Annotated in this window: 21 protein-coding genes; 10 read left to right on the top strand and 11 right to left on the bottom strand. The window is 44.0% G+C overall.

Features of this window, described 5'->3' with window-relative positions:
- Positions 1-51 precede the first annotated feature (51 nt).
- Positions 52-732 (bottom strand): LytR/AlgR family response regulator transcription factor, encoded by a 681-nt coding sequence (locus GO495_RS01570; RefSeq protein WP_157297951.1) that lies wholly within the window; start codon positions 730-732, stop codon positions 52-54.
- A complete protein-coding gene (locus GO495_RS01565) occupies positions 725-1,699 on the bottom strand; it encodes a sensor histidine kinase (RefSeq protein ID WP_170302616.1) in 975 nt (324 codons plus the stop codon). The genes GO495_RS01570 and GO495_RS01565 overlap by 8 nt, the downstream gene beginning before the upstream one ends.
- A 166-nt stretch (positions 1,700-1,865) precedes the next feature.
- On the opposite strand from GO495_RS01565, the gene GO495_RS01560 reads away from it, so the two are divergent.
- Positions 1,866-2,729 carry a pirin family protein gene (locus GO495_RS01560; protein ID WP_157297949.1) on the top strand — a complete coding sequence of 288 codons (864 nt, stop codon included), beginning with the start codon at positions 1,866-1,868 and terminating at the stop codon, positions 2,727-2,729.
- 38 nt (positions 2,730-2,767) lie between these two features.
- On the opposite strand, the gene GO495_RS01555 is transcribed toward GO495_RS01560, so the two are convergent.
- The 3 genes from GO495_RS01555 to GO495_RS01545 form a co-directional block, all read right to left on the bottom strand.
- Entirely contained in the window at positions 2,768-4,486 is a 1,719-nt protein-coding gene (locus GO495_RS01555) for a DUF4091 domain-containing protein (RefSeq protein WP_157297948.1), read from the bottom strand.
- Positions 4,487-4,581: 95 nt separating this feature from the next.
- Positions 4,582-6,540: a KUP/HAK/KT family potassium transporter gene (locus GO495_RS01550; RefSeq protein WP_338075339.1), complete on the bottom strand. Its 1,959-nt coding sequence runs from the start codon at positions 6,538-6,540 to the stop codon at positions 4,582-4,584.
- A 148-nt stretch (positions 6,541-6,688) separates the two neighbouring features.
- Complete coding sequence (locus tag GO495_RS01545; protein WP_157297946.1) at positions 6,689-8,230, bottom strand: OmpA family protein; 1,542 nt, start codon at positions 8,228-8,230, stop codon at positions 6,689-6,691.
- Between the two features lie 313 nt (positions 8,231-8,543).
- Here GO495_RS01545 and GO495_RS01540 point away from each other — a divergent pair, with 313 nt between their 5' ends.
- Positions 8,544-9,509, top strand: a complete 966-nt coding sequence (locus GO495_RS01540) for a polyprenyl synthetase family protein (protein ID WP_157297945.1) — start codon at positions 8,544-8,546, stop codon at positions 9,507-9,509.
- Between the two features lie 70 nt (positions 9,510-9,579).
- Entirely contained in the window at positions 9,580-11,289 is a 1,710-nt protein-coding gene (gene recJ / locus GO495_RS01535; protein WP_157297944.1) for a single-stranded-DNA-specific exonuclease RecJ, read from the top strand.
- A 125-nt stretch (positions 11,290-11,414) separates the two neighbouring features.
- On the opposite strand, the gene htpG is transcribed toward recJ, so the two are convergent.
- Complete coding sequence (htpG, locus tag GO495_RS01530; protein WP_157297943.1) at positions 11,415-13,247, bottom strand: molecular chaperone HtpG; 1,833 nt, start codon at positions 13,245-13,247, stop codon at positions 11,415-11,417.
- A 195-nt stretch (positions 13,248-13,442) separates the two neighbouring features.
- On the opposite strand from htpG, the gene GO495_RS01525 reads away from it, so the two are divergent.
- The 6 genes from GO495_RS01525 to GO495_RS01500 all read left to right on the top strand — a co-directional run bounded on the left by GO495_RS01525 (position 13,443) and on the right by GO495_RS01500 (position 19,234).
- Positions 13,443-16,700, top strand: coding sequence for an Ig-like domain-containing protein (locus GO495_RS01525; RefSeq protein ID WP_157297942.1), 3,258 nt, complete (start codon positions 13,443-13,445; stop codon positions 16,698-16,700).
- Between the two features lie 126 nt (positions 16,701-16,826).
- Positions 16,827-17,177 carry a 30S ribosomal protein S6 gene (gene rpsF / locus GO495_RS01520; protein ID WP_157297941.1) on the top strand — a complete coding sequence of 117 codons (351 nt, stop codon included), beginning with the start codon at positions 16,827-16,829 and terminating at the stop codon, positions 17,175-17,177.
- A gap of 4 nt (positions 17,178-17,181) precedes the next feature.
- The gene (gene rpsR, locus GO495_RS01515; RefSeq protein ID WP_089779598.1) at positions 17,182-17,448 is read left to right on the top strand and encodes a 30S ribosomal protein S18; all 267 of its coding nucleotides are present in this window, start codon (positions 17,182-17,184) and stop codon (positions 17,446-17,448) included.
- Positions 17,449-17,505: 57 nt separating this feature from the next.
- Positions 17,506-17,952 carry a 50S ribosomal protein L9 gene (gene rplI, locus GO495_RS01510; protein ID WP_089779600.1) on the top strand — a complete coding sequence of 149 codons (447 nt, stop codon included), beginning with the start codon at positions 17,506-17,508 and terminating at the stop codon, positions 17,950-17,952.
- 87 nt (positions 17,953-18,039) lie between these two features.
- Entirely contained in the window at positions 18,040-18,777 is a 738-nt protein-coding gene (locus tag GO495_RS01505; RefSeq protein WP_157297940.1) for a hypothetical protein, read from the top strand.
- 70 nt (positions 18,778-18,847) lie between these two features.
- Entirely contained in the window at positions 18,848-19,234 is a 387-nt protein-coding gene (locus GO495_RS01500; RefSeq protein ID WP_157297939.1) for a hypothetical protein, read from the top strand.
- Here the strand turns inward: GO495_RS01500 and GO495_RS01495 are convergent.
- Genes GO495_RS01495 through GO495_RS01475 form a run of 5 tightly spaced genes read right to left on the bottom strand, consistent with a single transcriptional unit; the run spans position 19,228 to position 24,537 of the window.
- A complete protein-coding gene (locus GO495_RS01495) occupies positions 19,228-20,301 on the bottom strand; it encodes a dipeptidase (RefSeq protein WP_157297938.1) in 1,074 nt (357 codons plus the stop codon). The genes GO495_RS01500 and GO495_RS01495 overlap by 7 nt on opposite strands.
- 10 nt (positions 20,302-20,311) lie before the next feature.
- Positions 20,312-21,415, bottom strand: coding sequence for a D-TA family PLP-dependent enzyme (locus GO495_RS01490; RefSeq protein WP_157297937.1), 1,104 nt, complete (start codon positions 21,413-21,415; stop codon positions 20,312-20,314).
- A gap of 10 nt (positions 21,416-21,425) precedes the next feature.
- Positions 21,426-21,887, bottom strand: a complete 462-nt coding sequence (locus GO495_RS01485) for a RidA family protein (RefSeq protein WP_089779611.1) — start codon at positions 21,885-21,887, stop codon at positions 21,426-21,428.
- Between the two features lie 32 nt (positions 21,888-21,919).
- Complete coding sequence (locus tag GO495_RS01480) at positions 21,920-23,233, bottom strand: gluconate:H+ symporter (protein WP_157297936.1); 1,314 nt, start codon at positions 23,231-23,233, stop codon at positions 21,920-21,922.
- Positions 23,234-23,262: 29 nt separating this feature from the next.
- Positions 23,263-24,537 (bottom strand): ABC transporter permease, encoded by a 1,275-nt coding sequence (locus tag GO495_RS01475; protein ID WP_157297935.1) that lies wholly within the window; start codon positions 24,535-24,537, stop codon positions 23,263-23,265.
- A gap of 43 nt (positions 24,538-24,580) precedes the next feature.
- Here GO495_RS01475 and GO495_RS01470 point away from each other — a divergent pair, with 43 nt between their 5' ends.
- Positions 24,581-25,594 (top strand): LacI family DNA-binding transcriptional regulator, encoded by a 1,014-nt coding sequence (locus tag GO495_RS01470; RefSeq protein WP_338075373.1) that lies wholly within the window; start codon positions 24,581-24,583, stop codon positions 25,592-25,594.
- Positions 25,595-25,632: the final 38 nt, after the last annotated feature.

The raw sequence follows: 25,632 nt of genomic DNA, 5'->3' as shown, positions 1-25,632 counted from the left end.
TTAGTTGTGTTAAAAAAAGTCCTCCGGTTCCCCGGAGGACTTTTTATTATCCTATAATTCTCCTCTGTTTATTCCTGAAATCACCTTCTCTTTAAAACTACTGCTTATCGGAATACTTATATTTTTCAGCCATACCTGCGTGGGTTCGATAGCAGTAACTTTCGCTTTGTTTATTGCAAAGCTTTTATGTGTTCTTACAAACATTCCAAGCGGCAACTCCCTGATTATTTCCTTCAGTGTACTTCTGCTTAAAATGAACCTGTTTGCAAAATATAGTTTAACGTAATTTCCTGCAGATTCAAGGTACAGGATATCCTGTGCATCTATTTTGTGTATAGTATTTCCTTGCTTTACCAATAATTCTGTGCTGACAAGCTGTGCATACCTGCTTAAAAACTTATTACATGCTGCTGCAAATCTTTTATAGCCTATGGGTTTTAACAGATAGTCCACTACATCCAGGTCGTAGCCCTGTAACGCATAATCAGTATGAGCAGTCGTAAAAATAATCGCATATTTATCCTTTAAAGAATTAGCAATGTCTACACCGGAAGCTTCTTTTAAATGGATATCCAGAAATATTAGTCTGATATCATTCACTTCTAAAAATGAATACATATCAACAGCATTAGTAAAACAAGCCGTCAGTTCAACTCCTTTAAATTCCTGGAAATGGTTTTTTATAACTTCCAGAGCAAGAGGTTCATCATCTATTGCTATTGCCTTAATCATTGACTAAATCTATTTCCAGCGAGACAATATATTTGTTGTTATGCCACTCATTCTTTAGTGCAAATTTTCCGGGATAAAACAGGTTCAGTCGTGCTCTGGTATTCTTTAGTCCGATACCTGATCCTTTGCCGGTTGCAGCCTGAATATCATTCTCAATATGCAGCAATAATTGCATGGACTTAACACGAAGATCAATCCTTACTTTAGATGGCTTGTTTGTTGCCAGTCCATACTTAAAAGCATTCTCAATAAACGGCAATAAAAGCATTGCATAGATTTTGCAATTATTGGCATCAAGGCTTACATCATACTCCAAAATATGATCGGCAAGCAAGCGTGTTCTATGAAGATTTACATAATTCGTTATAAAATCAAACTCCTGTATGATATCTCTTTTTTTATCATTATCATCAATGGAATATCTTAACAGATCAGAAAACATTTCGATGAGATGAGATGTTTTTCTGGCATCTTCCTGCAGGGAAGTACTGTAAATGCTATTAAGTGTATTGAACAGGAAATGAGGATGTATCTGTGCCTGCATAGCTTTTACCCTGGCTTCTGCCAACGCCTTCTCCATCTCAGCTCTGATTGTACGCTGGCGGATCCGCGAAATGAGTAAGGCATATACAAACGTTGCAGGATATACAATAATAAACTGTTGCATCATATTACTCCCGGTATCATCATAAATCAGGTAATCAGTTATAAAAAATGCAATGGATAATAAAAAAGAAAACAAAAGGTACTGTATCCACTTTTTCCTGCTGGCATATTTACTAAAAATAAACGCGTAATGTACATGGATAATTATGGCAAACAATAACGTAAAAGCGATAGTATCGCCATATAAATAATCCTGGTAAGAAAATGTAAACTTTCTTGTTATGACGCAAAAGGAAAGTATATAACCAGCGTATATAAGTCCGGTAATGGTTAACAGTTTCTTTAAATGATAAGTTAGCAAGGTTAATGGTTTTAATAGATTACGTCTCTATCCCTGCAAAATTGTGGCTTCATATAATAAGATATCTTTTTATGTGACCACCCATCCCCTTTTTGTGATAAAATCATCCATAAGAATCTTATAATAGTCCACCGCTCTTCAGCTGGACTCATTGTACCTTTATACTATGCAAAAAACAGTTAACAAAATCATAAATAATCATCCTGTCAGTGGTTCACTAAAATCTTATCATTTCTTTAATGCTTTACCCATGAAGAATGGTGATACCATAGATCCTTTTTTGCTGTTGCATCACCATGGACCAATGAACTTACCTCCGCAGAACAGCGGCATGCCTTTCGGACCTCATCCGCACAGAGGATTTGAAACAGTTACCTGGATAGTAAGCGGCCATCTTGTACATAAAGACTCTCATGGATTTCATAGTAAGATAGAAGAAGGTGGTGTACAATGGATGACTGCCGGGCGTGGATTAATTCACAACGAATTTGTAGAGCAATCTTTTAAAGAAAATGGCGGAGAACTGGAGTTATTACAACTCTGGATTAACCTGCCGGCAAAGTTAAAAATGCAGCAACCCCATTACACAGGATTACAGAAAAAAGATATTCCTGTGATTACTTCTGTTGATGGAAAATCAGAAGTCGCTGTTGCAGGTGGTAACTGGAATGGGAATAAAGGTGCGGTCAACTCACTTACCGGTATAAATGCCTTTTTGATAAAAGTAAAAGAAGGTGGGAATGTTGATATTGCTGTAGAGGAAACAAGGAACGTATTATTCTATGTTTTGAGAGGAAATGTAACAGTAAACGGGGCAGCCGCCGGAGACAGAAGCCTGGTACTCTTTAACAACGGAGGCGATGCGATCAATATAAAAGCCAGCAGTGATGCAATAATATTGTACTGTGATGGATTGCCTTTGAATGAACCTGTGGCCTGGCATGGTCCGTATGTGATGAATACACAAACAGAAATCATGGAAGCAATGCGGGATGAAAGAATGGGAAAATTCGGTTTTTATATAGACTAAATAAACAGGCAGGCTTTATAAGCCTGCCTGTTCTAATATCAGAATTCATTTAATCCCGCCTGTGCCTTTTGCACCATATCAGCCGCTGATCGCGTTTTTAGCGTATCCAGCTGAAAGGATGACAACAACGTTTCCAGTTGCTGCAGCTTTGCGGTATTATTCTCTTTAATAAACTGCTCCCGCAGTAGGCGTATCTTTTCATAATCCTGTATGCCTTCTTTCAGACGTTCAAAACGGATAGACGATCTCACACCGGGATATACAAAGTATGTGTCTCCGGCGGACCAGCTCCGGAAGCGGGAATCATGCAGGGGGTCTTTCACCCAGCTGTTATATGCCCAGCGCAGGTAACCATCAAAGCCTTTCATTGCTGCGTACCAGCTTAACCAGGTGGCTTCAGCAGGTGGAGAAAATGTAAAGGTGTTTGGATGTCCTTCGTGGCAATAAGTATAATAAGTGGTGATATCGCCACGCTTTTTTCTTTCAGCCAGTACTTCCGCAGGCATCACTTCCGCAGAAGCGATACAGAGGTCTACCAGGCCACTTTCTATTTCAGCATGATAACTACCCGCCAGTGATACTTTGAAGTCCTTATCAACGCTCTTTATAAGCGCAATAGTCCATTTCATATCTTCCATCGTACGCTCGTCCATCGCGATAGTAGTAATATTGAACCAGCCCTTTGTTTTAAGATGTTTTACAAAATCTGTAAGCATAGGTCGCCAGTGGGCATCATATTCTGCAGAACCCGGTTTGGCCACAATAAAGGTATCCTTCCCTGTTGCTGCATCATAATACCAGAACTTAAGATTCCAGGGTATCATGCTATAACAGTTTACTTCCTTACGAATTCCCAGGTCCAGCATAAATTGTACCCATTTGTCAAAAATGGTATAGTCATAGGACCATTTGCCATTGGACTGCCTTGTCCATTTGATCATGCTGCCATAGATATCTTCTGTTTGTCCATTCCAGGGATCATATATCAGCGTGGTGGTAATCACCTTTTGTCCTGCATCTGCCAACATTTTCATGTAAGGCTTCATTGCGGCAAAATGCGCGGGGCTCCAGTCTTTCACTTTGTGCATCCGGCTGATGGCATACGGGCTTTGCCACAAATCCAGGTGGTACTGCCATTTAGATGCCGGAGGGAGGGTATGCGCTGATACCTGCACCTGGTAAGGCAGGGTTATCGTCCCTATCTTCACCACGCCATGATAAATGCCCGCAGGAGCACCAGCGGGTACTTTTATACTTAGCCATACCGGCTGTGTAGTATTAGCTGCTATGTCCTGTTTCTTTACAATGTCTATAGCATCTTCCACCAGCGATGAATCATAATCGGTTGACTTCCGGTAACCGCAACCCGTGCCATCCTTATTTAGGCCGTCCGTCATCACATAACGTACAAAACTGGCTGTAGCAGGGATGGTATGCCCTTTGCCATCCTGTAAGGGTTGCGTGTTCACAGTGACCCCGGTCAAAGGCTTTGTGGTCCATATCAGCAATTGTGTATGTACCTGCTCCCCTTTCCAGGCTTTTGTCTTCCATTCAGATTGTAAGCCTGCATCCGGGGCTCTGCCCTTCTCATAGCGGATATCAGCACTGGCAAAACTGACGTGCAGGCCGGTAACGGTTTCCCAGGAAGTTTGGGGTGCCGGATCTGGCAGATCCCGGTAAGGCAAATTTACCTGTTGCGCATAGGATGCACAGGTTAGGGCCATTGGTATGGTGGCCCAATAAAGTTTACTGAACATAAAGTGGTTTTGGTTTTAGCTGCTTTCGACAGATAAAGTACAAACAATAGCGGGAAAAGTGAAGAAAAAAAGCAGACGGTAAACCGTCTGCTTTTTTAAGAGTGTATAATCCGCTTTAGCTGCAGATTGGTGACCGGCGCCACCACCAAAGGATATTTTTCAATTGTCACATAACTGGAATCCAGACCGAAGCCTCTTTCTTCCGAAAGACTAATCTTTTTCAGGAAGAAGTACATCCGCATAACCAGGCGCTCATATAGCGGAAGGTCATTATCATGGGAAAGGAATTTTTCCATTACAATAAACTGGAAGTCGCCTACCACGTTGTTCTTGCTCAGTGACTCGTAACGACTGGTGATATTCACTTCCTTGTTACGCACCATATCTTCCACCACCATGCGGAACATCAGGTTAATACGCTGTTCCACTTTAAATCCCAGCCTGAACTCTACACGGATCACTTCATTAGGAATGATTGTCTGCACAGAATATTCACTAAGGTAAGGCTCATCTACTACGTCCACATGCACAAACCAATAGATATCTGCCCGTTTAGGCTTCTTATTTAATATGGAGTAAATGATCTTATGTTCAATTTCTTTCGGGTTATCCGCACTACTCATATATACAAGGTGAGTAGCATACTTGGGGATCGTAGTATCGTTACTGAGTTCCTGCATGATAGGCAGATGATCTTCCAGACGCACAAATTCCACATACCGGTTTTTGATCTTACGGGATTTAAACCATACGATCATAATCAGGAAGAGGATGCCTGCAACTATTACCGTTACATAACCACCATGCATGAATTTCACCAGGTTGGCAAAAAGGAAGGAAAACTCGATAGTAAAATAGATAATGAGGTAGATGAGTATCAGGCTTAGCCGTACCCGTCGCGTATATAAATAGAACGCAAACAGGCAGGATGTCATGAGCATACAGATCGTTATGGACAATCCATAGGCCGCCTCCATCGCACTGGACTCTTTGAAGATCAGGACTATCGCCACACATCCCACAAAGAGCATGGTGTTAATACCGGGAATATATAATTGCCCACGCATTTCTGTGGGGTAATTGATCTTTAATTTAGGCCACAGATTCAGACGCATTGCCTCGGAGATCAGTGTAAAGGATCCTGAGATCAATGCCTGACTGGCGATGATAGATGCCAGCGTAGCGATGAGTACCCCAAAGATGACAAACCATTCAGGCATAATAGTGAAGAATGGGTTCTGATCTTTAGGGATGATCTGACCACGTTGTGTAAGTAGCCATGCACCCTGTCCTAAATAATTAAGGATCAGGCAGGTTTTTACAAATATCCAGGAAACCCGGATATTGCCTCTTCCGCAATGCCCCAGATCGGAGTAAAGGGCTTCGGCCCCGGTAGTACAAAGGAATACTGCACCTAATATCATGAATCCGCGTGGATAGGTAGTCAGTAACTCAATAGCGTAATACGGACTGAACGCCTTTAATATAGAGAGGTCATCAGCAAGATGCGACATCCCCAGTATACCAAGCATTGAAAACCACACGACCATGATAGGACCAAACAGTTTTCCGATGGATACGGTACCAAACTGCTGTACCACAAACATTCCTGTTATAATGGTAAGTACGATCTTAATAATTGTCCACTGACTAAGGTCCTTAAATATTTCCAGTGTACGTAGCCCTTCTATAGCGGAGGTTACCGTAATAGGAGGAGTGATGATGCCATCAGCCAGCAGAGCTGCACCTCCGATCATACCAAATATTACGGCCCATTTGGCATGTCTTCTTACGAGAGCATATAATGAAAAAATCCCGCCTTCGCCCTTGTTATCGGCACGAAGTGTCAGAATTACGTATTTGATGGTCGTCTGTAAAGTTAACGTCCAGATGATACAGGAGATACCACCTATTATAAGCAGATCGCTTACGGGGTTATTACCTACTATAGCTTTGAAAACGTATAACGGAGAGGTCCCAATATCACCGTAAATAATACCTAGTGCTACTACTAAGCCGGCAAGGCTTACCCTGTTAATGTCTTCTTTTCTCACAAGTATGCAATTGATTAAAAAAGCGACCAAAGGTAAGTCGAAATGTGGATATCTACAAATGAGTCTTTGACAGGATATACCCAAGTGAAAACCCCGTCCCGGCTAGCTGCCGGGACGGGGTTTTATATCTTCACCAGTGAAACACTTATTAGTTAGCAGGAGCTAAATCTACAGTGCTGGACTCACCAGGAGTGTTTTGTTTGATGAAGCGACCGCGATCGATACCTTGCTTGTCAGCCAGGTAATCAATAACTGCATCTACTCTTCTGCTGCTCAGATCAACACCACCTTTCTTACCCTTAGCACCAGCGTGACCGGTAACCAGGATATTACAAGATGGGCTAGTTCTCAGCGTGTTAGCTACGCTAGACAGAATTGCTTCGTTCTCTGCAGAAATCTTGGTAGAGTTACCTTTGAAAGAAGCGCTTGGCAGAACCAGGCTATTGCAATCAGTTTTAGCAACTATGTTCTTGCAACATTCAGGATCTGGGCATTTACCAACACCATCAGCATCAACTGGCTGGCAATAAGTAGGCGTGATCAGCTGTTTGTCTTTGAAGTCAGGAACACCATCACCATCGGTATCTTTAGCAACACCGTGTACATCTACAGGAGCACCTGCCGGAGTGTTAGGCTCACGATCGAATTGATCAGTTACGCCATCACCATCAGCATCAGGCAGTACCGGAGTAGGCAGCTTCATGTGACGAGGAGCGCTCAGTTCGTTGTAAGCGTAGTTCAGCGGGTTGATCCACCATAATGGTTCAACACGTTTAGCAGGGTTACCCAGGTTGAAGTTCAGACGAATGCTGGTGTAGCTGAATGCATCTTTGTGGCTGGTGTAAGGAGAGGAATAACCGTCCAGATAGTCATCAAAGTACATTGTGTATTTTTCTTCAACACCAATGTTGAAACGTTTAGACACTCTGAATGCAACACCAGTACCGAAGTCAGCACCGTGACGCAGCAGCTGGTTGTCGCTTTTACGACCAATGTTAGCCCTGTTACCCTGAGAAGGAGCGTTAGATTCATAATCTCCATCCTGCAAAGATTTCAGTTGACTGCGGATATCTTTACGGCTGCCACTAAAATTTATACCGCTATAATTGTAAGCAGTAGTACCGTTCAGTGCATCAACGTCAACGTCGATCAGACCGAGGCTATAACCACCAAATACATACCAGTTTACTTTAGGCTGGGCCTTGTAAAACAGAATGTTACTCAGAGAAGCTATCATGTCCAAAGACAGCTGGTGAGTTGCTGTTTTGTAGTTAGGAACGATCATACCACCATTCGCAGCAGCTGTTGCAGCCCATGCACTACTACCGGTAGTGATAACTGGTCTTAATCTGTAGTCCTGTCCTTTATCGAAAGAACCAGTGTATTCAGCTCTTACAGAAAAAGTGTGACCGAGTGATTTTCTCAGAGAGATACCACCACCAAATCCTGGTCTGGCAGGAACGGTACCGTTGATCACATGCAATCCACCGTGGAAACCTAATTCCCACATGTCGCGTGGTTTCGCAGGGAAATCATACTGGTGGTTGGAGAAATTGTTCTGTTGGGCCTGTCTTGAAGCTGGAACTTTGGTTGAATCCAAAGCGTCATAAACAGGGGTAACTTGTGCAAAACTGGTAGACGCCGCCAAGAGCATAGCGCCGCCCAGTAATAAGTACTTTTTGCTTGCCATAATTGTTTTCTATTTAAAAACTGTTAAAAATTTACTAATAACCCGTTTTTTTACCCAGCAAAGGTAAAATTCTCAAACGATAATTCAAATTTTTGTTGCAATATTATTTTCATTGATAACTACTTAACTATTAGCGCTTAGGCAAAACAAATGTCATACCTTAATTTGGTTTGGTATATAACGAATAAGCATATTTGTTATAACTAAAACAAAGTAATGTTAAAGTTATGTTACTCCCTTATATACAAATTAGGGGCCAAATTGTTAAAATTTGACTTTTAAAGCATAGCTTAGCAATCTTTTTAGTACACCTATGGACGAAATTAAACACCTGATCAGTAAGGAATTACGCGATTTTGAAAGCAAATTTGCAGACTCTGTAAAAAGTCATGTCCCCCTGCTGGACAGGATCATGCATTACATCGTTAAACGCAAAGGAAAGCAGATCAGGCCCATGTTTGTACTCCTTTCTGCAAAACTATTCAGTAACGACATACAGGAAGCTACCTACAGAGCCGCTGCACTTGTAGAACTTCTTCATACAGCCACTCTCGTTCATGATGATGTTGTGGATGATGCCAATGAAAGACGTGGATTTTTCTCTATCAACGCTTTGTGGAAAAATAAGATCGCAGTGCTTGTAGGAGATTATTTACTATCTAAAGGATTGTTATTGTCTCTTAATAATAATGACTTCAGATCTTTACAGATACTCTCCGAAGCCGTAAAGGAAATGAGCGAAGGCGAATTACTCCAGATAGAGAAAACACGCAAGCTTAATATTAAAGAAGATATCTACTTCGAAATTATCCGCCGTAAAACAGCCTCCCTGCTGGCATCTGCCTGTGCTGCAGGCGCATGGAGCACCACTGCAGATGAGGAAATCACAGAAAAGATGCGCCTGTTCGGGGAAAAGGTGGGAGTCGCCTTCCAGATCAAAGATGACCTCTTCGATTATGGTTCTGACAAAATAGGCAAACCTACCGGCATAGATATCCGGGAAAAAAAACTCACACTACCTCTTATTTATACACTCGAACATGCCACTACTGAAATCAGACGCCGTATTATCAATATTGTGAAGAATCACAACACAGATAAAGAACGTGTAGCTGAAGTCATAGAACTGGTGAAAGCATCGGGAGGTATTGAATATACCAGAGATAAAATGTTCGAATACAGGGACGAAGCCCTTGCAATCCTCCACAGTCTTCCCGAAAATGACATCCGGGCAGGGTTAGAAACGCTCGTTAGATATACAACAGACCGTACTTTTTAAAATATAAAACCTATCTTCCGACAAAAGAGACAATTTAACCTTCTTTAGATACTACAACTAATACGCCTTGATGCAAAAACGCTGGACAGTAAGATCTTATCAACCTAAACAGGAAACATTGCTACAGTCCCTACTGCGCATACACCCCCTGTTATGCAGGTTACTGGTACAGCGGGGAATGCATACGTATGAAGAATCCCGGTTATTTTTCCGCCCTACCCTGGCCGATCTTCACGATCCCTGGTTAATGAAAGACATGGACAAAGCGGTTTCCCGCATTGAACATGCCTTTTTCATGAAAGAAAAAATACTGGTATTCGGAGATTACGATGTGGACGGTACCACTGCCGTGGCTACTGTATATGATTTTCTGCACGCCTTATATGATAATATAGAATTTTATATCCCTCATCGCTACCGCGAAGGATATGGTATATCCACTCAGGGTATAGAATATGCACGTGATAATGACGTAAAACTTGTGATAGCACTGGATTGCGGCATTAAAGCCGTAGAACAGATCACCTGGGCAAAAGAAAATGGGATTGATTTTATAATATGTGATCACCACCTGCCGGATGCTATACTTCCTCCGGCTGTAGCGATATTAAACCCTAAACAATACGACTGTCCTTATCCATATAAAGAACTGAGTGGCTGCGGTATTGGCTATAAGCTGATCTCCGCTTTTGCACAGAAACAGAATGTACCTGAACAAAGCGTTCACCGTTATCTTGACCTGGTAGCTACCAGCATTGCAGCGGATATCGTTCCCATGACAGGTGAAAACAGGGTGCTGGCTTTTCATGGACTTAAAAAGGTAAATGAATCCCCCCTTCCCGGTATACAAGCCCTGATACAGCTGAGTGGACTGAAAGAACAACTCACCATCTCTAACCTGGTATTCGTAATTGCACCACGTGTAAACGCTGCCGGTAGAATGGATGATGCCCGTAAAGCCGTTAACCTTTTCGTAGAAACAGATATGGAAAAGGCTATGGAAATTGCGAAAGTATTACACGCAGATAACTTCGACCGTAAAGAAGTAGACAGCACTATTACTAAAGAAGCAGTTGCCATTATAGAAAATGATATAGAATTACAAGGACGCAAATCAACAGTACTCTATAAACCGGACTGGCATAAAGGTGTGGTGGGGATTGTTGCCTCCCGTCTTATAGATAAACATTATTACAGACCCACTATCATTCTGACACTCAGCAATGATAAAGTTGCGGGCTCGGCCCGCTCTGTGACCGGATTTAATGTATACGAGGCTATCCATAAATGTAAAGATCTTCTTGAAAACTATGGTGGTCACTTTTATGCTGCCGGCATGACGCTGAAGCCCGAAAATGTTCCTGCCTTCCAGGAACGGTTTGAGCAGGTAGTTGCTGAAAGCATAGACCCCGAGCTGCTGAAGCCGGAAATAGTGATCGACACAGAGATCACATTACACGATATTACACCCAAGTTTTTCAGAATACTCCAGCAATTTGAACCACTGGGACCCGACAATCTCCGTCCGGTTTTCCTGGTAAGAAATGTAATGGACAGCGGGTATTCCCGTCTCGTAAAAGATGAACACATAAAATTTTCTGTAAAACAGGGTAGATCATCTATCTCTCACACAGGTATCGGATTCTACATGTCCGAAAAATTCCCCATTGTATCCGGTCATCAACCATTTGATATGGTTTTTACCATTGATGAAATAGAATGGAATGGTAAAATGAATCTGCAGTTAAAAGTCATCGATATCAGAAGTTCGAATCCCTGAGATTGTAGAGCTATTATCACAATTTGCTTATCATTCATCATTTTGGGTAATTCTCACTTTCTCACATAAAAAATCCCGTCCGGGTTATATACCACAGACGGGATTTATACTTATACATTTATTATCTAGTTCCTTTTCTCACCTTCCATTAATTCCACACTTCTGTTCACAAAAGCAGTAAGGTCCGCACCTGTCAACAGGTTTTGTGATAACAACGCCAGATCGGCCAGGTTACGCACTTTCTTCTGTTGTCTTTCCTCATCACCTTCATTCAGGATCTGCAAATAAATAGGATGATTTGCGTTTACTGTCATATTGATCTCATCAGGCATACTGGCATACCAGCTCATTCCACTACCACCGGCTGCTGCCATATCTTTCATACGACGCATTAATTCCGGACGGGTTACGATTACCGGCTGTGCTTCTGCACTCAGCCCTTTGAGTTCTACTTTAACATGCAGCTGTGGCAGGTGACCAAACAACTCTTTCAGTTTTGTTTCCTGGTCCTGCGTAAGTACGCTGTCTGCTTTCTCATTCTGGTCAATCAGGTTATCAGCGATATCTGCATCCACACGGGTAAAGGATACTTTTTCCCATTTAGATTCCATTGTGTTGATAAACGCGGCGTCCACCAGCGTATCCATCTTCACAATTTTATATCCTTTGTTTTTAGCAGCCTGTATATAACTATCCTGTTGAATAGGATTAGTTCCGTACAGGATTACCAGGTTACCATCTTTATTAGTTTGCAAAGCGGCAGCTTCCTGTTTGTATTCTTCCAGTGTATAATATTTGCTGGCATCCACATCCTGCATGATCAGGAACTTGTTCCCTTTTTCCTGGAACTTGTCGTCTGTCATCATGCCATATTTGGCAAACAAACCGATAGATTCCCATTTTTCTTCAAAACCAGGACGGTCATTGCGGAATATTTCATCCAGCTTATCCGCTACTTTCCTTGTAATGTAAGCACTGATCTTTTTCACATTTGGATCTCCCTGCAGATAACTTCTGCTTACATTCAGTGGAATATCCGGACTGTCAATAACACCATGCAGTAACATCAGGAATTCAGGGACGATATCTTTTACTTCATCAGTTACAAATACCTGGTTGGAATAAAGACTGATCTTATCCTTCTGTATTTCGTAGCTCTTATTGATCTTAGGGAAGTAAAGAATACCTGTAAGACTGAAAGGATAATCCACATTCAGATGAATCCAGAACAGTGGTGGTTCTGAAAAAGGATATAATTCCTTGTAAAAACTCTGATAATCTTCAGTAGTTAATTCACTCGGCTTTTTAGTCCAGGCAGGACTTGTATTATTAATCTGTTTGTCGCCAAACTTCACAGGTACGGGCAGGAACTTACAGAATTTTTCAAGGATGGTCTGTATGCGATGCTCATCCAGGAACTCCTCACTCTCTTCATTGATATGCATCACGATGTCAGTACCGCGATCTTCTTTAGTCGTCTCTTCCAGTGTATATTCCGGACTGCCATCACATTCCCAGCGAACAGCAGCAACGCCTTCCTTATGAGATTTGGTAATGATCTCCACTTCATTGCTCACCATGAAGGAAGAATAGAACCCTAAGCCAAAATGGCCGATTATATTCGTTCCGTCACCCTGACCTTTATACTTAGTCAGGAACTCTTCTGCACCTGAAAAAGCTACCTGGTTAATGTATTTATCTACTTCTTCTGCCGTCATACCAACCCCACGGTCGGAAATAGTCAGCGTTTTTTTCTCTTTATCCAGTTTTACAGTTATTTCCAGGGCGCCCAGCTCGCCTTTGAACTCGCCAACACTGGCAAGGGTTTTCAGCTTTTGGGTCGCATCAACTGCATTGCTCACCAGCTCGCGGATAAAGATCTCATGATCCGAATAGAGGAATTTTTTGATAATGGGGAAAATGTTCTCTGTTTGAACACGTATTGCGCCTTTCTGCATGGGTGTCAATTTTTAAAGAAGGGGTTCCAAAGGACATGCCAGCAGACAGATAGCTGACAAACTGTCCGCCTTATCTTAACAAATAATTCATGCACAGACCTTTAGAACTCTAACACAAATATTGTAGTTTTAATGACCATTATTAGCTTGAATACATTATAGTCATTACCCACCCCTGATAAACTGTCTTTTTACATGAAGAAAACTCTACTCCCGTTTCTTGTGGTTATCGGTTTTTCCCACGCCTATGCGCAGACACAGCCGTCTCCACAACCGTTGCCTTACCAGCAGACATTTGATGCCCTGCCCTCCTCTTCCACCACCTACCCGGATGGCTGGCAGGGATGGACACTCACTGGTTCCCCTTCTGCCGTTTTTAACACCGCCACTCCGTCAGCAGATAAAGCGCTGGCTACCGGTACTGCTTCCAGCACTACCAATGGGGTATATAATTACAATGGTAAACTGGGGTTCCTCAATAGTGGCAGTGCAGACAATTCCCTGGTATTGGCCATTAATACAAGCGGACAGGTAAATATCTCTTTGCAATATGATGTGATGACACTGCGCAATCCCTACGATGGCACCAGTAATACCCGCATCAATGAGGTGATCCTGCAATACCGCATAGGTAGTACCGGCAGTTTTACCAACATCACCGGTACGGAATATCAGAATACGACAACCACGCAAACTACTTCCGGAGTGACAACTCCGCTGGACCCTGCGACTAAAACACTGGTATTACCGGCTGACTGTAACAACCAGTCTCTCGTGCAGCTCCGTTGGGTAAACAGGCAGGTAAGCGGTGCCGGCTCACGTCCTTCCTTTGCTGTAGATAACATAATAGCAGGAGGCAGCGGCGCGGATACAACTCCTCCTGCCATCATAACACTGCTGCCGGCAAATGGCGCTACTGACATCGCTCCGACTACACAGCCTGTTATTACCTTCACTGAGAACATACAGGCTGGCAGCGGACAGCTTATGCTACATGATGTTACGACAGGTACACAACAGGCATTTCCGGTAAGCGGCCTTACTATCAGTAACGCTGCCCTTACTTTAACAACAGCCCTTCACCCTCTGCACACCTACTTTATTACATTAGACAGCGCTGCCATACTGGACCTGAGCGGTAATGCCTTTGCAGGTATTACAGACAGCACAACATGGCGGTTCAGCACCGGCGCTCAACAACTTATTTTTGATTTCAATAACTGCACTTCCGGTACCGGTACCCTTAGCGGTTTCACCCAATATAGCCTGAGCGGCGCTCAGGTATGGGACTGTACCACATTCGGACAAAACAGCACTAATGGCGTACAGATCAACGGTTATAGTGGCGGACCGGTTGAAAATGAGGACTGGCTGATATCTCCGGCATTTGACCTCACCGGGTTCGATTACCCGCTGCTGGGTTTTGCCAGCCGGACTACCTTCGCCGGCCCTACCCTGCAACTGCTGGTATCTACCAATTACAGCGGAACCGGCAATCCTCACAATGCCACCTGGACTGCCATTAACGGGCGCTTCCCCCAGTTGCTGTCTGATGTATGGAAAACATCTGACAGTATAAATTTAGCCGCCTATAAGCAGGCCAGCGTGTATGTAGCGTTTGTATACACTGCTTCCCCTGCACTTGGCGCCGCCCGCTGGACAATAGATGACGTACATATTGGCAACAGCGCTACCGCACCGCTGCCTACAATCGATAAAAGCCCTGCCAGCATTGACTTCGACTATATACCTGCCGGACAGCAATCAGCTCCTCAGTCGTTTGCCTTCCAGGGCAACGACTTCACAGGTAACCTGACAATCACCGCTTCCACAGGATTCCTCCTGGCCAAAGACAGCAGCGGTTCCTACAGTCCGTCGCTGACTTACACCGCGGCACAGGCAGACAGCCTTCAGACTGCCTGGGTGAAGTTCCTGCCTGCAACCGCCAACCAGGCTTACAGCGGCAGTATCAGCTTCTCAGGCATCAGCACTCCTGATATTACACTTTCCGGTACTTCCCTCCGTTCACTGAAAGTGGTGAACTGGAACATAGAATGGTTTGGCAGCCCGGTACAGAACCCGGCCAACGATAGCCTGCAACAGGCCAATGTGACCACTATCCTCAAAAAGCTGGATGCTGATATTTTCGCCCTGGCAGAAGTTGTGGATACTGCCCGGTTCAGAACGGTAGTAAGCCAGTTGAACGGATATAGTTACATACTCTCCGACTTTGGCTCTTATGCAGACAGCATCGCAGATCCTGACTATATCTCTGCCCAGAAACTGGCCTTTGTCTATAAAACGTCCATTGTCAGCAGCCTTCGCGCTTATGGCATATTAAGAAAAGGGGGTAGCAGTAACGCCTATTATAATTGGTCTTCCGGCCGCTTCCCCTTCCTCATGGAAGCAAAAGCGAAGCTGAATGGTGACAGTGCGCTGATCAATTTTATACTGATCCATGCGAAAGCCAATACAGGCACCGCAGCAGAAAAGATCACTTCCTGGCAGCGCCGGAAAGACGGCAACCTGGAATTAAAGGATTCCCTGGACGCACAATACCCTTCCGGCAACTTCGTGGTCCTTGGTGATTTCAATGATGCACTGAATAAAACCATCACCACGGAAAAAGCACCGGATACTACGACCTCTTACATAGATTTCATGAATGATACCATTCATTATAAACCACTTACGCTGCCGCTCGCCCTGGCCGGACAACAATCCACCACCTCTTATAATACGGTGATAGATAATGTGTTAGCCTCAGATGAAATGGGAGTATCTTATGTACCTGGCTCTGCCCGTGTGCGTAAGGAAGTGGAAAAGCTGGTAGGCAGTTACAGTACCACCACTACAGACCACTACCCGGTACAAACCAGTTACAACCTGCATACCCTGGCGAATCCGTTGCCTGTTAATAACTTCACTGCTGTTGAAGATTCAGGTAATGTGAAAATCAGCTGGCAGACGCCGTACGAGATCAATGCTGCCTGTTTTGTGGTGGAACGCTCCCGTAATATGCGCAACTTTGACGCAATAGATACGATTACAGCACATGGTACTGTTAACCTGCCCAGCAGTTATCTTACTTATGATACCCGTCCGTGGCTGGGATTATCTTTTTACCGTCTCAGAATAGTTGGAAAAGATGGTACTGTTACTTATAGTGATACACAAAGAGTTGTAGTGACACTCAGGGATATCTGGAAAAAACTTTTCTGGTGTATCTTTGGTCACCAGTTGCAGATATGGCTGGACATGGAAAAATACGGACCGGCTCAGTTACAACTGATTGACTTACAAGGTCATATCAGGTATCAGTCTCAGATTACGGTCAACAAAGGCAGAAATTTTAAAACATTGGATATCAATAATTTACCAACAGGCATATACTTCCTTCGCGTACAAAGCCTGGAAGGGTCTCAGGTAAGTAAGGTTTTTGTAAACCACTAATCTTTTTTGAAAACCAAAGAGGCCGTTTCCATTCCGGGAACGGCCTTTTATTTGCTCGTCTCCACATTTTGAGTATCTTTGCACTCCAAATTTTTTTATTAACAATTTTCTAAAATCAGGGAAATTATGAACTACGAATTGATGGTGATCTTTACCCCTGTGCTTTCTGAGGAAGACTACAAAGTCGCCCAAAAGAAATTCGCCGATATCATTAAAGATAATGGTGGCGAAGTTACGCACGAAAATCCCTGGGGATTAAGATCACTGGCGTACCCTATTCAGAAAAAGACTACAGGTATGTATCTTGTTCTGGAATACACTGCGCCATCCGACCTCAATGAGAAGCTGAAAATTCAGCTCAACCGCGACGAAAATGTATTACGTCACATGGTTACCGCACTTGACAAATACGCTGTTATCTACAATAACCGCAAAAGGCATGGCGCGAACACTGATTCTAAAACCGTAGAAGCTTAAAATTATGGCAGTAAAACAAGAAATTAAGTACTTAACGGCCGTAAAAACCGAGAAACGTCAGAAGAAATACTGCCGTTTTAAGAAAATGGGCATCCGGTATGTGGATTACAAAGACGGAGAATTCCTGAAGAAATTCCTGAACGATCAAGGTAAAATGTTACCTCGCCGTATCACAGGTAACTCTCTGAAATTCCAGCGCAAAGTAGCCCAGGCTATTAAAAAAGCCCGTCAACTGGCTTTGTTGCCTTACGTTACTGACCTTTTAAAGTAAACCTCAGCGAATCCTGATGTAAATCGGGAAGTAAAAGGTGCTTAAAACCGACTAACAATGCAAGTAATCTTAATACAAGACGTAGATAACCTGGGCCAGAAGAATGAACTGGCTGCCGTGAGAAACGGTTATGCCAGAAACTTTCTGATTCCGCAGAAATTTGCGGTAGAAGCCAGTCCTTCCAACATGAAGCAACTGCAGGAACGCCTGAAGGTGCAGAAAGCCAAGGAAGAGAAAATGTTGGCTGAAATCGCCAAAGTGGTGGAAGTGCTGAAAGCAGGCCCTGTTAAAATTGGCGCTAAAACCGGTACATCCGGTAAGATATTCGGTAGCGTAACCGGCGTGCAGATTGCACGTGCTATTAAAGAGCAAAAAGGTTATGAAATCGACCGTCGCCGCATCCACATCCTGGATGATGTAAAAGAATTAGGTACATACAAAGCGAGACTGGATTTCGGTAAAGGCAATGAAGCTGAACTGGAATTTGAAGTAGTAGCTGAGTAAGACTCAAATATCTTTAGTTTAAAAGGTCCCGGGCTCCGTCCCGGGATTTTTTTGTTCCCCCCATGCCCACTATCTTTGTTCCGTCATATGAAAAAATACCTGCCGCTCCTACTGCTAACATTATCCATCGCTGCCTGCCATCAGAAAACGGCCAGCAATACCTCTATCGATTCTACAGCACGACCCAAAGCTCAACCTGCCGATATTGCTACAGACACATTTCAGATGGGGAATAAAAACTTTCTTGTATATGACATGGATCCGGCTGAATCCCCCTTTACCGAAGAACCGGCAATAGAGTCTGATAGTGCAGAACTTACCCTCCTGCGTCATGATAAAAACGGACATGTAAAGCGGCTCGGCGATTCATTAATCATTACACTGGAGAATGGACGCCATATAGTATTGGCCAGTAATGCACATCCTAAACATGATGACAGCTATACGGAATATACTTATACCGGTTACCTCCCGGATATAAAACAATACGGCATATTCGGTACTTATTATGAATCAACAGATTTCTTACTGGTAGATCAGACCACAGGTGTAACTACCCATACCTGGGGTGCTCCTATTATCTCTCCTGATAAAAAATACTTCCTCTGCCCTTCTTATGACCTGGAAGCCGGTTTCACTGCCAATGGTTTTCAATTGTATTCTTACGTGAACGGTACGATCACACCTGTAGGAGAAATAGAACTCGATAACTGGGGTCCCGGCCAGGTAAAATGGATAGATAATAACACATTCGTTGCCGAACATATCAGTCTGGATTCAACTATGAATAAGGTGATTAAACCTGTTAAAATAGTAATGCAGTAACTACGCTATACAGAACAAAATATTTTTGGGATGGGGTAAATAAAGTAACTTCCTGATAAAGTCCTTTTGTATGAAAACTATGTGGATCTCTGCCCTGATTGTATGCATTTTTGCGATCATTACCCCGGCGCAACAGAGTTTTGCCCAGGCGCCTATGCAGAATATTGAGGGAAATGTCAATGCCATAATGAGCAAACTCAATACAGCACTGACATTTACAGATGTACAAAAAACGAAGTTACCGGAAGTGATAACCGCTTTTCTCAACCAGCGCTCCCTTATTCTCCCGCTGGCCGGCAGCAATCCCAAAACCTACGATACAAAGCTGAATAGCATGCATAACGGGTTTTACAGGAAGCTGAAAAGTATTTTAACCGCAGATCAGTATGCCAGATTCCTGACATTGAAACCGGCAGATAATGATACTACCAATGTATTATCGCAATTGTATTACTGAGCCCAGGCCTTTCTCAAAAACCGCAGCCAGTTACCATGCATCACATTCTCCACATCGGTATCAGTATATCCTCTTTTCTTTAAAAGATCCGGGATCTTCTGCAGGTCTGCAATAGTTTCCAGGTCATAAGGACATTGCTCTTTCCCAAAAGCCCCGTCCAGGTCCGATCCAATCCCTACATGCAAAGTATTACCCGCCAACTGGCAGATATGGTCCATATGATTGATCACCACATCCAGAGAAGCTCCCATTGCCTTCGGCTCTGATACGCCTCTTACCCAGCCAGGTACCATCATCCAGGCATCCATCGCACCGCCTATCACGGCTCCCCGGCTAACCAGTTCTTTTATCATGTCATCAGAGAACTGGCGGTTATGGTTCACCAGCGCCCGGCAATTATTATGACTGGCCCATACTGGTCCGTTAAAATGTTTCAGTGCTTCCCAGAAACTATCATCGCATAAATGCGTAGCATCCAGGATAATGTTCAGGCGTTCCATTTCCTTTAACAGGGCATGTCCACGCTCTCCCATAAAACCGGTAGCATCCGTTCCCTGTGCATAACGGCCAGGGCCATAATGCGCGGGACCTACTGCCCGTAAACCATTCTTATACGCCCTTTCAAGATAGCTGACGTTCACGATAGAATCAGCTCCTTCCAGGCTGAGAATATAACCGATAGGTTTGTTGGTATTAGGTGTTCCATCATTCCATAATGCCAGGTGTTTTTCCAGAGATGCCAGGTCGGTGACAGGTGTAATCTCCCCTTCCTCTTCCATCGTTTTATACCAGGCAAGCTGTCCCTGCGTCTGTGCCCAGGCCTGCTCAGGAGAGAACCAGCCCGGTAATGGATTGTCCGGAGCTACATAGCGCGCGATTTGCGTTCCTGCTACCAGCCCGATATTACCTTTGCGCAACTCCGGGAAGGATACCACTCCTTTGGCCCTGTCCGGCTTATCTGTCATTCCCGCTTCACGCTTCCTGATATCATTTACAGGCAACCGCAGATCACGGTTCCATTCCATTGCATTCATACTAAGATCCAGGTGCGCATCTATAGCAAACATGTTATTATTTTTAGATCATGATCTTCCTGTCCCTCGCTACAACTTTCCATTGTGCAATGCAGGTATTGTTTTCGATTACATTTGCCCGTTCGTATAAAGCAACGGTAGGACAGATATGATAAGGTACCCCGTAGAAAACGGTACCTATCTGGTATAACGATGTATCTGCTACTTTCACTACCAGGTGTTCTTCACTTTGTGATACAATCTCTACACCCGGCACATTCAGAAAATGTACACGTGGCTGCGGATTTTCCGCTGCTATAGATTTATGTCCCAGATCCAGGCATAAACGTTCCTGATCTATGACAGAGATTACTCTTGTTATTACCAATGCAGCATATTCAAAACCCTGTTCCGGTATATGCTGACGGTATCCCCAGTCCCAGAAGATAAATGTACCGGGACTGCATTCCACACCGGGGCGTGCCGCATGAAAAAGATAGGTCGGTGTTCCTCCTGCAATGATTAAAGGGGCAGGTGATCCGCTGTCTGTGATAGCCTGCGCTAACGCCTGCACAGGCGTAAATGCGGCGTCGCATTTTTCCTTGCGCACAGCAGCATCCTCATCATGCAGATGACCATCATATGCATGCAGGCCCAGGGGATGGATACCCGGCAGATGCTCCAGTTCCTGGTATAATGCCAGGGCAGCTTCTCCCGGAACAATGCCGGTCCGGTTCATACCCACGTTCAGGTCCAGGTACACCGGCATCACCAGTTCCGCAGTTGCAAAACAGGCAGCAATAGCAATTGCAGCGGTACTGTTATCTGTTAAACAGGAGAATTTAGTATCCGGATATTGCTGTACAATATCCAGCAGCCTGCTTACTTTAGGCCCTACCGGCTGATAGGCCAGTAATACATCAGTTGCACCCGCAAGGCCAAGCATTTCTGCTTCGGCAATAGTGGCGCACTTGAACTTATGAATTCCCTCTTCCATCAACAACTGCACGGCCTCTGTCATTTTACTGGTCTTTACGTGAGGTCGTAAACGCTGTACATCATTTACTGTTGCTTTCAGCGCCAGGATGTTGTCGCGCATACGCTCTGTGTAAACCAGTAACGCAGGGGAGTCTACAGTGTTGATGTTATGAACTTCGTACCAATGCATAATTGTCAGATTAATATAACTCAAACAACGCTTCTACTTCTACCGGTATATTATCGGGCAATGAACCCATACCTACCGCGCTACGCACGCCTATACCATTCTCTTCACCCCATATTTTTGCAAACAGTTCACTACAACCATTTATTACATACGGATGGCGGCCAAAGTCAGGTGTACAATTCACCATTCCCAATACTTTGATCACTCTTTTGATTTTATCAAGACTGCCAATGTTGGCAACAATCGTAGACAACATCGTCAATCCTACCTGACGTGCAGCCAGCTTACCCTGTTCAATATCCATCTCGCTACCGATACGACCAATAATCAGGCTCTTATCATCCTGTACCGGACCATGTCCTGATAAATAAAGATATTTACCGTCTACCAGACATGGCTTATATACACCCAGTGGTGTTGGTGCAGGTGGTAATGATAATCCTAATGCTTTAAAATTTTCTGTAGCTGACATATAATTCACTGTTTTATAGACTAAAGATATAATTATACAAATAAACTAAGTAGCAGACAAACACCCAGCCCTACCACAGATACAATCGTTTCCATCACTGTCCAGGTTTTAAAAGTATCCTTTACTGATAAATTGAAATATTCCTTGAACATCCAGAAACCACCGTCATTCACATGAGAGAACATAAGACTTCCTGCACCTGTTGCCAATACCATCAGGGAAGGATTGATAGAAGAACTCGCTACAATAGGCGCTACAATACCGGCTGTTGTTAACCCTGCTACCGTAGCAGAACCTACACTTACACGGATCAGTGCAGCAATACTCCATGCCAGTAACAACGGATTCATATGCATATTCCGAAAGCCGGTTTCTATCACCTTACTCACGTTGCTGTCCAGTAACATCTGCGTCAGTGCACCGGAACCACCTATGATCAGGATGATCACAGATACATCCCTGATCGCTTCATCCAGCAAGCTCATTACTTTTTTTACAGGTGTGCCTCTGCGTAATCCCAATATGTAGATACCATTAAATACGGCCAGCAACATCACGATTACAGGATCACCGAGCCAGGTCGCTACTTTGAAGCAGACGCTACCGGGTGCTACCACCAGTTTCAGTAAAGCAGTACCCGCCAGCAAAATCACCGGCAGTAAGGCTGCAAGGATACTATTCAACATGGAAGGCAACTGCTCTTCCGGTAATGCGGCAATGTTAAAAAGCGGTGCAGGCTCCTGTGTATATTTCTTAAGAAAGCGACTGAATACCGGCCCTGCAAGTATAATGGAAGGAATGGCCACTACCATGCCAAGTAATAATGTGATACCCATGTTTGCATGAAAGGTACCTACCAATGCAGTGGGAGAAGGATGGGGAGGCAGATAACCATGCGTAACCGATAAGGACGCCAGCATAGGAATACCGAGATATACAGCCGGTAGTTTTGTACGGGCGGCTACCGTAAAAATAAGCGGCACCATCAACACAAAACCAATATTATAAAACAAAGGAATACCTACGATAAACCCTGTCAGCATCAGCGACCACTGCACATATTTACGGCCAAACACATGCATCAGTCCATTGGCTATACGCTGTGCTGCTCCGCTCTCTGCTACCAGTTTGCCGAGCATACTGCCAAACACAATAATGATCACCAGTGATCCCAGTGTTTTACCAATACCAGTCTGCACAGACTGGGTAATATCTGCGATCTTCATTCTCAACGCCAACCCCATGAACAGACATACGACCAGGAAGGCGATAAACGTATTTAGCCGGAGATAAGCAACGAGGAATACCAACAACAAAATTGAAAGCAGAACAACTAATATGGCCATGAATAAGTATTAAGTGTTGGTAACTGTTTTTATTCGTAACGTAATGCAACAATAGGATCCAGCCGGGAGGCTTTAATAGCAGGATAAATACCTGAAATCAATCCCACCGCGGCACAGGTAATAATACCAAGGAATATCCACAACCAGGGCACAATAAAGCTGGTTTTCAATAATACAGAAACAAGATTTCCTACCAGCATTCCCAGGAATACCCCCAGCATTCCCCCTAAAGTACTGATGATAATGGCCTCATATACAAATTGACGGCGAATAGTAAAACGGGTAGCTCCCAGCGCTTTATTAACCCCTATTTCACGTGTACGTTCTGCTACAGATACCAGCATGATATTCATCAATCCGATAGCTGAACCCAACAATGTAATAACACCAATTGCACCGGCAGCAAATGTCACTTTGCTTAAACTGCTGAACAGCATTTCTGCAATACTGTCACTCTTACTGATATAGAAATTATCATCTTCATTAAGATGCAGGTGACGGATGATCCTCATCAGACCCGTAGCTTCGCCCACTGCGGCATCCATCCTGGTAACATCTTTCACGGAAACGCCTACGTTGTAGGACATATTCGGCCTGTTAAAGATCCTGCGTGTATTATTCACCGTAGTGATCACTACATTATCTGCACTCATAAATCCACCGCTTCCCTTGACTGCCAGCAAGCCTACTATACGGTAACGCACATTCCCTACCCGTATACTGCTGTTAATAATGTTCTTTCGATTATCCCCAAATAGCTTTTTAGCTACATCTTCCCCTATGATGACCACATTACGGCCCGACTGCACATCCAGCTCATTCAGGTTACGTCCTTCCTTCAGCCCGTAACTGGACGATTCCAGGTAATTCTCATCCCCTCCTATCATGCGCACATTGGGATTTGTCTTTTTCTCTCCCCTGTATACAGTAGCGGAAGTGGTCGCCACCGTGGAAAGACTTACCGAGGCAGGGAAAGTAAACCGCTCTTTAAAATCCCTGGCTTCCACATAGGTAATAGGAATATTACTGTTGGAGGTTTTCACCTTCTTTACGTTCTTATTCCCTTTGGTAGGACCATCGTCCCTTCCCATACGGATCCTCAGAGCCCTGCTCTGTATGGAAAAGCTGTTAGCTCCCATATTGGCAAAGCTGCTGTAAATGCTGCCTTTCATACTGTCAATGGCAGTTAATATGCCCACCAGGGCCATAATACCAAAAGCTATAATAGCAATGGTAAGCCCTGCGCGCAAACGATTTGCACTTACAGAGCGGTATGCGAGGGAAAAGATGTCACGGGATTGCATGATTTAAAGTTAATAAAAACTTTTTTTCCGCTACTTTTATTACATAAAAGGCCCGACAACCATAAAGGAGATTGCAAAAAGGCTCAACCTGGCTAAATCTACAGTCTCAAGAGCGCTGCACGACCACCCAAGTATTGGGCTGAGGACCCGCATGCAGGTACAGGCACTGGCCAAAGAACTACATTACGAGCCTAACCAGACCGCCATCTTCTTCCAGCAAAAAAAGACGTTCACCATAGGTATTGTATTGCCAGAGCTGTCAGAAGCTTTCTTTTCCGCTGCCATCAGCGGTATAGAGGATACGGCAAACAAACATAATTACATGGTCCTTCTGGGGCAATCCCATGATGATGAATCCCGGGAAAAAAAGATCGTGGAGATAATGAAAAATCACCGGGTAGATGGCCTCCTGGTATCCATCGCCAAGAATACAGCGGATTATTCCCACTTTGAGATGCTGAAGCATTATGATATCCCGGTAGTATTTTTCGACCGTATCCCCAATCTTACTGATATTCACTACGTTGCCTGCAATATGCAGTCAGGCACACTGCAGGCGGTCTCTTTATTACTCGAACAGGGACACCGGGTAATAGGTATGATCAACGGACCGGAAAAACTGATTGCCAGTCAGCAACGCACCAGCGGCTATCAACAGGCCTTACAAAAACGCCGGTTAAAATTCGACGCCAGCCTGATCGTATCCTCAGACCTCACCAAAGAAGGCACCCGTGCTGCCATGCGGCAATTGCTGGCGCATAAAAGAAAGGTTACGGCCATTGTTGCCTTTAATGACTATGTGTCTCAGGATGCCGTGCAATATGCCCTGGAACAACACCTGGAAATCAACAAAGACATCACCTTTGTCAGTTACGCCAATCTTCCCCTCAGTAGTTACATGGCTTACCCTCCCTTCGCTTCTGTAGAACAATATCCCTATCAGCAGGGACAGAAAGCCACTGAAATATTACTGGAACTACTGGCGGCACCTGGTAAAACGGACACTTTCCACAACATTACCCTCGACTCCCGTCTGGTACTTGCTCCAGGGAGATAAAATTTGCGCAACCGTTTGCGTTTACTTTCTATCAATCT

The organism is Chitinophaga oryziterrae, assembly GCF_009758125.1.
GTDB classification, from domain to species: domain Bacteria; phylum Bacteroidota; class Bacteroidia; order Chitinophagales; family Chitinophagaceae; genus Chitinophaga; species Chitinophaga oryziterrae.
This window is presented reverse-complemented; position numbering and strand designations above follow the sequence as displayed.

Coding starts and splice junctions, on each gene's coding strand:
- GO495_RS01480 (WP_157297936.1), bottom strand. CDS start 23,233: ATGGCCATATTAGTTGTTCTGCTTTCAATTTTGTTGTTGGTATTCCTC.
- GO495_RS01505 (WP_157297940.1), top strand. CDS start 18,040: ATGAAAAAATACCTGCCGCTCCTACTGCTAACATTATCCATCGCTGCC.
- htpG (WP_157297943.1), bottom strand. CDS start 13,247: ATGCAGAAAGGCGCAATACGTGTTCAAACAGAGAACATTTTCCCCATT.
- rpsF (WP_157297941.1), top strand. CDS start 16,827: ATGAACTACGAATTGATGGTGATCTTTACCCCTGTGCTTTCTGAGGAA.
- GO495_RS01485 (WP_089779611.1), bottom strand. CDS start 21,887: ATGTCAGCTACAGAAAATTTTAAAGCATTAGGATTATCATTACCACCT.
- GO495_RS01525 (WP_157297942.1), top strand. CDS start 13,443: ATGAAGAAAACTCTACTCCCGTTTCTTGTGGTTATCGGTTTTTCCCAC.
- GO495_RS01500 (WP_157297939.1), top strand. CDS start 18,848: ATGAAAACTATGTGGATCTCTGCCCTGATTGTATGCATTTTTGCGATC.
- GO495_RS01475 (WP_157297935.1), bottom strand. CDS start 24,537: ATGCAATCCCGTGACATCTTTTCCCTCGCATACCGCTCTGTAAGTGCA.
- recJ (WP_157297944.1), top strand. CDS start 9,580: ATGCAAAAACGCTGGACAGTAAGATCTTATCAACCTAAACAGGAAACA.
- GO495_RS01490 (WP_157297937.1), bottom strand. CDS start 21,415: ATGCATTGGTACGAAGTTCATAACATCAACACTGTAGACTCCCCTGCG.
- GO495_RS01495 (WP_157297938.1), bottom strand. CDS start 20,301: ATGTTTGCTATAGATGCGCACCTGGATCTTAGTATGAATGCAATGGAA.
- GO495_RS01560 (WP_157297949.1), top strand. CDS start 1,866: ATGCAAAAAACAGTTAACAAAATCATAAATAATCATCCTGTCAGTGGT.
- rplI (WP_089779600.1), top strand. CDS start 17,506: ATGCAAGTAATCTTAATACAAGACGTAGATAACCTGGGCCAGAAGAAT.
- GO495_RS01545 (WP_157297946.1), bottom strand. CDS start 8,230: ATGGCAAGCAAAAAGTACTTATTACTGGGCGGCGCTATGCTCTTGGCG.
- GO495_RS01555 (WP_157297948.1), bottom strand. CDS start 4,486: ATGTTCAGTAAACTTTATTGGGCCACCATACCAATGGCCCTAACCTGT.
- GO495_RS01570 (WP_157297951.1), bottom strand. CDS start 732: ATGATTAAGGCAATAGCAATAGATGATGAACCTCTTGCTCTGGAAGTT.
- GO495_RS01540 (WP_157297945.1), top strand. CDS start 8,544: ATGGACGAAATTAAACACCTGATCAGTAAGGAATTACGCGATTTTGAA.
- rpsR (WP_089779598.1), top strand. CDS start 17,182: ATGGCAGTAAAACAAGAAATTAAGTACTTAACGGCCGTAAAAACCGAG.